General features: G+C 67.1%; 6 protein-coding genes. 4 read left to right on the top strand and 2 right to left on the bottom strand.

Going from position 1 to position 7,609, the window contains the following annotated elements:
- The 4 genes from ACI1US_RS02255 to ACI1US_RS02240 form a co-directional block, all read left to right on the top strand.
- Window positions 1–2,220, top strand: a 2,220-nt coding sequence (locus ACI1US_RS02255; protein WP_461637841.1) for an SbcC/MukB-like Walker B domain-containing protein, incomplete at its 5' end; no start/stop codon positions are given.
- A 47-nt stretch (window positions 2,221–2,267) separates the two neighbouring features.
- Entirely contained in the window at window positions 2,268–4,850 is a 2,583-nt protein-coding gene (locus ACI1US_RS02250) for a DEAD/DEAH box helicase (RefSeq protein WP_461637839.1), read from the top strand.
- Window positions 4,851–4,927: 77 nt separating this feature from the next.
- Window positions 4,928–5,617, top strand: coding sequence for a deoxyribose-phosphate aldolase (gene deoC / locus ACI1US_RS02245; protein WP_461637837.1), 690 nt, complete (start codon window positions 4,928–4,930; stop codon window positions 5,615–5,617).
- A gap of 12 nt (window positions 5,618–5,629) precedes the next feature.
- A complete protein-coding gene (locus ACI1US_RS02240) occupies window positions 5,630–6,175 on the top strand; it encodes a GNAT family N-acetyltransferase (RefSeq protein WP_461637835.1) in 546 nt (181 codons plus the stop codon).
- A 4-nt stretch (window positions 6,176–6,179) separates the two neighbouring features.
- On the opposite strand, the gene ACI1US_RS02235 is transcribed toward ACI1US_RS02240, so the two are convergent.
- Both ACI1US_RS02235 and ACI1US_RS02230 read right to left on the bottom strand, forming a co-directional pair.
- A complete protein-coding gene (locus tag ACI1US_RS02235; RefSeq protein WP_461637833.1) occupies window positions 6,180–7,355 on the bottom strand; it encodes a CaiB/BaiF CoA transferase family protein in 1,176 nt (391 codons plus the stop codon).
- 11 nt (window positions 7,356–7,366) lie between these two features.
- Window positions 7,367–7,609: acyl-CoA dehydrogenase family protein (locus ACI1US_RS02230; RefSeq protein ID WP_461637831.1), on the bottom strand; the 243-nt coding region annotated here is incomplete at its 5' end.

Below are 7,609 nucleotides of genomic sequence, written 5' to 3'. Positions count from 1 at the left end.
TTTCGGGCGGAGGAGCGGCGCGACGCGCTTGCGACGCTCCGGCCCGAGATCGACGAGCAGCGTGTCAGCCTCGACCAGTCTGACCGTGCGGCGCACGTCGTGCGGGAAATTCGCGCGCTTGAGGCGGCTCGCGCCGAGGCGACGACGGCGAGCGAAGCTTGGGAGTCCCGGTGGCGCGCGGCGCGGAGTGCGCTCGGCGACGATCCTTCGCTGAGTTCCGCCGACAGCTGGTCCGTGTTGGAACCGGCGCTCACGGCGGCCCGCGACCGCTCAGCTCGGCAGTTGGGATCGCTCGCAGAAGCCCAGGCCGACGAACTCAGGCTTGAGAAGTTGCGAGCCGAGCAGGAAGCCCGACAGGCGAAGCTCACCAGCGTCGCCGCCGAGGGCGCGGCCGAACTCGCGGCGCTCGCCGCTCTTCCCGAACAACTTGCGGCCGTGCGCGCGGCTCGGGAGCACGCGGCGATCGAGGCCGCGACGCTCGAACAGCGCCGCACGGACGCCGAGCAGGCTCGCGGACGACGCGAAGCTGCGACGGAAGCGGGCCGACTCGAGCGAGAACTCGCATCCGCACAGGCTCACGCGGCAGAGCTCGCGACCACCGCGGCTGCCGCAGCCAGCGAGGTGAGCGACTTACTCGCCCGGCGTATCGCGGGCATGGCCGGCGAGCTCGCCGACGCGCTGCAACCCGGTGAGCCGTGCACCGTCTGCGGCTCGGCGACGCATCCCAACCCCGCCACGCACGCCGACCCGGTCACCCCCGATGCCATCGCCGAGGCAGAGACCGCCCAGCGCGCGGCCCAACAGCGCCTCGACTCAGCCCGCGAGGCAGAACGAGGTATCGAATCAGCGCTTGCTGCCGCGAGAGTGGCAGCGGCAGGGCTTGAGCCCGAGGCAGCGGCCGATGCCCTCGACGACGCGACAGCGCAGTATGAGCAAGCCAAGGCCGCAGCCACTCAGCTCACGACCCTGAGTGAGCAGCTTGCGGCACTTGACGCCGAGACCGCGACGCGCACGGCTCGGGTGGGCGAGCTCAGCGCGCAAGAGGCCGCACTCTCAGCGAACATCGACTCCGCAACGACTCAGGCGGCGTCGCTCGAAGCCGAGCTGCTCGCTGCACGCGCGGGCTCCGACAGCATTCGAGCACGGCTCGACGCGCTCGAAGCCGAGCATGCCGCGCTCGAGGCCGCGCTGCGGGCGGGGAATGCGCTGGGAAGCGCAACGCGTGCGGTCGAGGCGGCGAAGACGCTGGTTGCAGCGGAACTCGTTGCGCAGGGCTTCGCGGAGCCCGACAGCAGCGCAGACGCGCTCACCTTGGCCGAATCAGCGGCCACGTCCGCGCACCTTGACGCTACCGCTCAGGCAACACTTCGCGCCGCGGTGCGGAAGTTCGACGAAGACACCCAGCGCAACGCGGGCGAGCTTGCCGCCCCCGACCTGCACGGCATCGAGCGGACGCCGGTCGACCTGGAGCCCGCAGCGACAGCGAGTGCTGCTGCGACCGCACAGGCCGACGCAGCACTGTCGGCGCACGCAGCTGCAGCGCGGATCGCGAGCGAACACCGCGCGACCCTCGACCGTGTCGAGCGGGAGCTCGCGGGTTCGGCGGCGACGGGTGAGGCCCTCCTTCGGCTCAGACGCCTCGCCGACACAATGCAGGGCAAAGACCCGAACACGAAGCGCATGCGCCTTGAGGTGTTCGTGCTCGCAGCTCGGCTCGAAGCGATTGTCGAGGCCGCAAACCGGCGGCTGTCGACGATGGTAGGCGGCCGCTACCGGCTCGCCCACGACGACGGGCTCCGCGCCCGCGGGAGGCAGTCGGGGCTCGGGCTCGCCGTCATCGACGAGTACACGGGGCGCGAGCGATCCACCGACTCGCTCTCGGGCGGCGAGAGCTTCCTCGCGTCCCTCGCGCTCGCGCTCGGGCTCGCAGATGTCGTCACCGCGGAGTCCGGCGGCCTCGAACTCGATACGCTATTCATTGACGAGGGGTTCGGGTCACTTGATCCCGACGCGCTCGACCAGGCCCTTGCAACGCTCGACGGGCTCCGCGAGGGCGGCCGCACGGTCGCGCTCATCAGCCACGTCACCGAACTCAAAGAACGGCTCGCGGGCGGCCTCGAGGTCGTCGCCGACGGGCAGGGGATCAGCAGCATTCGAGGAGACGGTGTGCTGTCGCCCGATGATCCGTCGCACACCTCGGACGCAGCCACCACCGATTGACGAGCCACCACCGGCTGACGATCCACCACCAACTGAAAGGACACGCGATGAGTCTTGCGCGCCAGCTTGACGAGATCACCCGATCTGGGGGGATCCCGTCAGCCGACGAGACCTTCGCGGCCTTTGAGGAATGGGCGTGGGAGGAGCGCGGTCTCAGGCTCTACCCGGCACAGGAAGAAGCCATCCTCGGGATGACGCTCGGTGCAAACGTCGTGCTCGCCACGCCGACCGGAACCGGCAAAAGCCTCGTCGCGCTCGGCGCGCACTTCGCCGCGCTCTCCGAGGGGCGCCGCACCGCCTACACCGCGCCGATCAAGGCGCTCGTGAGCGAGAAGTTCTTCGAACTCGTCGCCGTGTTCGGGGCGGATCGGGTCGGCATGATTACGGGCGACACCGCGATCAACGCTGACGCGCCCATTATCTGCTGCACCGCCGAGATCATTGCGAACCTCGCGCTGCGCGACCGTGACGTCAACGGCATTACACAGGTGGTGATGGACGAGTTCCACTTCTACGCCGACCCCGACCGCGGCTGGGCTTGGCAGGTGCCGCTGCTGCTCATGGAGAACGCGCAGTTCCTGCTCATGTCAGCGACGCTCGGCGACGTCACCGAGCTCGCCGACGACCTCAGCCGCCGCACCGGCCGCGACACCGAGCTCGTCACAGGCGTCGAGCGCCCCGTGCCGCTCGAGTTCACCTACGCGGTTGCCCCCACCCACGAGGTCGTCGAGCAGCTCGTTGCGGATCGCGAGACCCCCGCCTACCTCGTGCACTTCAACCAGTCGCACGCCGTCGAACAGGCACAGGCGCTGTCGAGCTTGAAGCTCGTCGACCGTGCGGGCCGCGACGAGATCGCCGAGGCAATCGGCACCTTCAGGTTCTCGGCGGGCTTCGGCCAGACGCTGTCGCGGCTCGTGCGCTCCGGCATCGGCGTGCATCACGCAGGCATGCTGCCCAAGTACCGCAGGCTCGTCGAACAGCTCGCCCAGCGAGGGCTCCTCAAGGTCATCTGCGGCACGGACACGCTGGGCGTCGGTATCAACGTGCCGATCCGCACCGTCGTTATCACCGCGCTTACGAAGTACGACGGCCAGAAGATGCGCCGGCTCTCCGCCCGCGAGTTCCATCAGATCGCCGGCCGCGCAGGCCGCGCGGGCTTCGACACCGAGGGCGACGTGATCGCGCTCGCGCCAGAGTTCGAAGTCGAAAACGTGCGAGCCGCCGCGAAGGCGGCCGCGAAGGCCACGGGCGGCAAGAAGGCAAAGCCCGCGAAGAAGAAGTCACCGCCGCAGGGCTTCGTAGCGTGGACAGAGCAGACGCTCGACAAGCTCGTTGAGGCCTCACCGGAGCCCCTGGTTAGCCGCATGCGAATCACCCACGCCATGGTGCTCGGCGTGATCGGCCGCGGCGAGGAATACGAGGGCGACGCCCTCGACACGCTGCGCACCCTCGTCTTCGACAGCCACGAGCCGCGCGCCGCGCAGTTCGCGCACGCCCGGACCGCGATCGACATCTTCCGCACGCTCGTGCGCGGCGACATCGTCGAGTACCACGTCGACGGCCGCGGGCAGCGCCTGCTGCGGCTCACGATCGACCTGCAGTCGAACTTCGCCCTCAACCAGCCGCTGTCACCCTTTGCGCTCGCAGCGCTCGAGCTGCTCGATCCCGAATCGCCGAGCTACGCGCTCGATGCGATCTCGGTGATCGAGGCGACGCTTGAGGATCCGCGCGCGATCGTCCGCGCCCAGGAGCACCGGGCACGCGGCGAAGCCATCGGCCAGATGAAGGCTGACGGCATCGAATACGAGGAGCGCATGGAGCTCCTCGAGGAGATCACGCACCCGCAGCCGCTCAAGGAGCTGCTCGACGAGGCCTTCGAGGCGTACCTCAAGGAGGTGCCGTGGGCGCGTGACTACGAGCTGCGACCGAAGTCGGTCGTGCGCGACATGATCGAGCGCGCCTTCGGGTTCCGCGACCTCGTGAACTACTACGGACTCGGCCGCGCCGAGGGCGGGGTGCTGCGCTACCTCAGCGACGCGTATCGGGCACTCGAGCGCACCGTCCCCGAAGCCGCGAAGACCGAAGAACTCGACGAGATCATCGATTGGCTGGGAGAACTCGTACGCCAGGTCGACTCCAGCCTCGTTGACGAGTGGACCGAGCTCTCAAACCCCGACGTTGCAGCGGAGCTCGCCGCCAGGCACGGCTCCGACGAGGCAGCGCTCGTCGGGCCACCGCCCGCGCGCTCACTCCTCGCGAACGAGCGCGCCTTCCTCGTCATGGTGAGGAACGCGCTCTTCCGGCGCGTGCAGGCCGCAGCGTTCGAGAAGTACGACGAGCTCGAAGAACTTGACGCGTCTCACGGCTTCGGAGTGCAGAAGTGGCGCGACGCGCTCGACGGCTACTTCACCGAATACGACGAGATCCTCGTCGATGCCGACGCCCGCGCCGCGGGGCTGCTCAGCCTCGACCGCTCAGCGGCTGGCCAGGGGGTCTGGGAGTTCCGGCAGGTGCTGCTCGACCCGGCAGGGGATCGGGACTGGGCAATCGAGGGCGAAATCGACCTCGCTGCCTCAGAGCTCGAGGGTGAGCCGGTCGTGCGTGTGACGCGCGTCGGGCCCACGGTCTGACGCGCCCGCGGCTGGGCGATGCTGCGAGTATGCCGCGCCAAGTCGCGCCCCGGCCCCGCGCTATCTAGACTCGAACTATGACTCTTGTGGCACTGACCCCTGAACACTTCCTCGCGAACGCAGACCACACCCTGCTCGCCCCGCCCACCACCGCCGCGGAGCTCGACGCGTTCCTCACCGACGCCGCAGCGCTCGGCGCGAAGCGCGTCTGCGTGAGCCCGTCGCTGCTTCCCGTCGACAAGCGCGGCCTCGAGATTGTCACCGTCGTCGGATTCCCCTCAGGCGTGCACAAGGCAGAGGTCAAGGCGTTCGAAGCCGCACAGGCGGTGGCCGACGGAGCCGACGAGGTCGACATGGTGGTGAACCCCGGACTCGTGCATGCCGGCGACTGGGTTGCGCTCGAGGCAGAGATCCGCGCGGTCCGCGACGCCTGCCCCGGCAAGATTCTGAAGGTCATCATCGAGAGCGCGTCGCTCAGCGATGAGCAGATCGTTGGCTGCTGCAAGGCTTCCGAGCAGGCCGGCGCTGACTTCGTGAAGACGTCGACCGGGTTCAACCCAGCCGGAGGCGCGAGCGTGCACGCCGTCCGCATCATGGCAGACACCGTCGGCGATCGCCTGGGTGTGAAGGCATCGGGTGGCATCCGCGATGCCGCGACGACCCGCGAGCTGTGGGCCGCTGGCGCGACCCGCTTCGGCGTCTCAGCTACCGGTGCGATTGTTGCCGGCTGGGATTCCGCAGAGTCCGAGCAGGGATCCGGCTACTAAGCGGGACACGGGGTGACGGTCGATATTCGGGTCGCTTCCGGGTTCGATCCCGCGCTGCACGGCGACATCGAGCAGGACGCGGACGAGCTCTTCCGGGCGCACTTCGGTGTGCTCCCGTGGAACGAGAACGCCGCGGCCCCGGCCGAGCAGGGCTATCCGGAGCGCCTCCTCGAAGCTTACGACGGCAGCGAGGTGCTCGGCTTCGCCAGGGCGCTTGAGCTCGGCGACACCCTCCACCTTGAGCAGCTTTCGGTGCATCCTGAGTACGCCAGGCGGGGGATCGGAGCCGCGCTCGTCCGCGCAGTGCTCGCGGATGCCGCCGCGCGCGATTTCCGCGCCGTGACGCTGCGCACTTTTGCAGACGTTCCCTGGAACGCGCCGTTTTACGAGCGCCACGGTTTCCGCCCCGTGGCCGATGCGCCGAGCCCGTTCCACGCCGAGCTCGTGCGCACGGAAGCTCGCCTCGGGCTACTTGAGCACGGCGAACGCGTGCATATGATTGCGTTTCCTGCCGAGGTAGGCACGGCTCAGGCAGCGTATCCTTTCGAGCGTCGGTAGCGATCTAATGCCCAGGCGAGCTCGAAGGTGCTCCGGCCGATTCCTGGTTGAGCTCCGCGATGATCGCAGCGGTATCGTGGCCGCGTGGCCGCGGTCGAGTCACTGCTTTGCCCGGCGTGCGCGAGAGCTTTATGGGAATTCCTATCTCGGCATGCCCCTCTACTTGCACGACCATTTCCCGGGCAATCGTTTGTGGATCGGCGAGCGCCTCGCCTGCGGTTTGTATGGAACCAGCGGGAACGCTGACCTTGCGCAACTCGGTTTCCAACTCTCCACGGGTAAAGCCCGAGAGCGGATGGCTGAGCGCAGCTCGGAGGGTGGCCACGTTCCGCACTCTGTCACCGTTGGTGATGAACCTCGGATCTTCAGCGAGCGCCGCAACGCCGAGTGTCTCACAGAGCCGACGAAACTGCTCATTGTTTCCTGCTGAAATATAGATCTGCCCGTCGCTAGCGTCATAGGCGTCGTAGGGCTGGATTGAGGGATGGGCAGAACCTGTCCGCTCGGACTCTGTGCCGTCTTCGAGCCACGACGCGGAGTGCGGATGCAGAATGGAGATTGCGGTATCGAATAGCGCGAGATCCACGAGTTGGCCAAGGCCGGTTGCCTCCCGCGCTCGAAGCGCCAGCAGAATGCCGGTGACTGCGTAGAAGCCCGTGACCATGTCCACTACTGGAATACCGAGCTTTACAGGTGGCCCTGACGGATCACCATTCGTGTGAAGAAGCCCTCCGAGGGCCTGGGCTACCGCGTCATAGCCAGCGAGACCGCCACGCGGGCCGACGTCGCCGAACCCGGTTATCCGGCAGTGGATCAATCTCGGCCACCTTTCGGCGATCACCTGGTCAGAGTATCCCCACCTCTCGAGCGTGCCTGGCCGGTAGTTCTCGACCAATACATCGGCAGTGTCGAGCAGACGCTCCAAAGTTTGCTTGCCAATCCACGATTTGAGATCGAGGCAGATGTTTCTTTTGTTGCGGTTCAAATTCTCATAATATGCGCTCGAATCCTCGCCCACGAAAGGCGGCCCCCAACGACGGGTGTCATCGCCCGCAGGGGACTCAACTTTGATGACTTCTGCCCCGTGGTCACCTAATATTTGAGTGCACAGTGGGCCAGCAAGTACTCGCGACAGATCTACGATGCGGAGGCCAGAGAGGGCCCCGAACTGTTCAGACAAGGTGACCCCTCCTAGTACGACTTTGGTAGTCCCAAGACGTGAGTGGAAACATAATTGAGCACCATCTCTTGACTGACCGGTGCAAGTCGGAGGATCCGAGATTCCCGGAAGTACCGCTCGACATGAAACTCTTTCGCGTAGCCCATTCCCCCCAAGGTCTGGATGGCGGTGTCAGCAGCGGCGAAGCCAGCCTCTGCGCACAGCCATTTCGCCATGTTTGCTTCCTTGCCAACCGGGAGCCCCGCATCGTATCG

Source organism: Leucobacter sp. BZR 635 (assembly GCF_048061935.2).
Classification (GTDB): domain Bacteria; phylum Actinomycetota; class Actinomycetes; order Actinomycetales; family Microbacteriaceae; genus Leucobacter.
The sequence above is the reverse complement of the archived record's forward strand: the minus strand, read 5'-3'. Positions and strand labels throughout refer to the sequence as shown.